This is a genomic window from Dokdonia sinensis (assembly GCF_003688895.1).
Taxonomy (GTDB): domain Bacteria; phylum Bacteroidota; class Bacteroidia; order Flavobacteriales; family Flavobacteriaceae; genus Dokdonia; species Dokdonia sinensis.
Genome location: NZ_REFV01000039.1, coordinates 1 through 1,258, shown reverse-complemented (window position 1 = coordinate 1,258; position 1,258 = coordinate 1). Strand labels below are relative to the sequence as shown.

The window sequence follows — 1,258 nt, the reverse complement described above, 5'->3', positions numbered from 1 at the left end:
ACACCATCACGGATGACAACGGGAATACGAGCACTGCTACGGTAGATGTAACGATCACTGCCACTCCAGATGCTGAGGATGATACTGCGACTACGGATGAAGACACTCCTGTGGATATTTCCGTATTAGACAATGACGATTTAGGTACAGAGCCAACAACGATCACGGATGTCACAGATCCAGCCAATGGAACCGTAACGATCAACGGTGACGGCACGGTGACCTACACTCCAGACCCAGACTTCAGTGGTACCGATACCTTTGAGTACACCATCACGGATGACAACGGGAATACGAGCACAGCTACGGTAGATGTAACGATCACTGCCACTCCAGATGCTGTTGATGATACGGCGACTACGGATGAAGACACTCCTGTAGACATTTCCGTATTGGACAATGACGATCTTGGTACAGAGCCAACTACGATCACGGATGTGACTGATCCAGCCAATGGAACCGTAACGATCAACGGTGACGGAACGGTGACCTATACTCCGGACCCAGACTTCAGTGGTACCGATACCTTTGAGTACACGATCACGGATGACAACGGGAATACGAGCACGGCTACGGTAGATGTAACGATCACTGCTACACCTGATGCTGAGGATGATACTGCGACTACGGATGAAGACACTCCAGTAGACATTTCCGTATTGGACAATGACGATCTTGGTACAGAGCCAACAACGATCACTGCTGTTACGGATCCAGCGAATGGAACGGTAACGATCAACGGTGACGGCACGGTGACCTATACTCCAGATGCAGACTTCAGTGGTACCGATACTTTTGAGTACACGATCACGGATGACAACGGGAATACGAGCACTGCTACGGTAGATGTAACGATCATTGCTACACCTGATACTGAGGATGATACGGCGACTACGGATGAAGACACTCCTGTAGACATTCCCGTATTGGACAATGACGATCTTGGTACAGAGCCAACAACGATCACGGATGTGACTGATCCAGCCAATGGAACCGTAACGATCAATGGTGACGGAACGGTGACCTATACTCCGGACCCAGACTTCAGTGGTACCGATACCTTTGAGTACACGATCACGGATGACGATGGTAACACAAGCACTGCTACAGTAACAGTTGTTGTTGTATCGGCTCCTGATGCTGTGGATGATACTGCGAGCACGAATGAGGATACCCCTGTGGACATCGCTGTCCTTGACAATGACGATCTGGGTACAGAACCGACTACGATCACCGATGTGACTGATCCTGCGAACGG

At 49.9% G+C, this 1,258-nt stretch carries 1 protein-coding gene; it reads left to right on the top strand.

Going from position 1 to position 1,258, the window contains the following annotated elements; translation table 11 throughout:
* On the top strand, positions 1-1,258 hold a 1,258-nt coding region (locus EAX61_RS16305), incomplete at both ends, for an Ig-like domain-containing protein (RefSeq protein ID WP_121918771.1).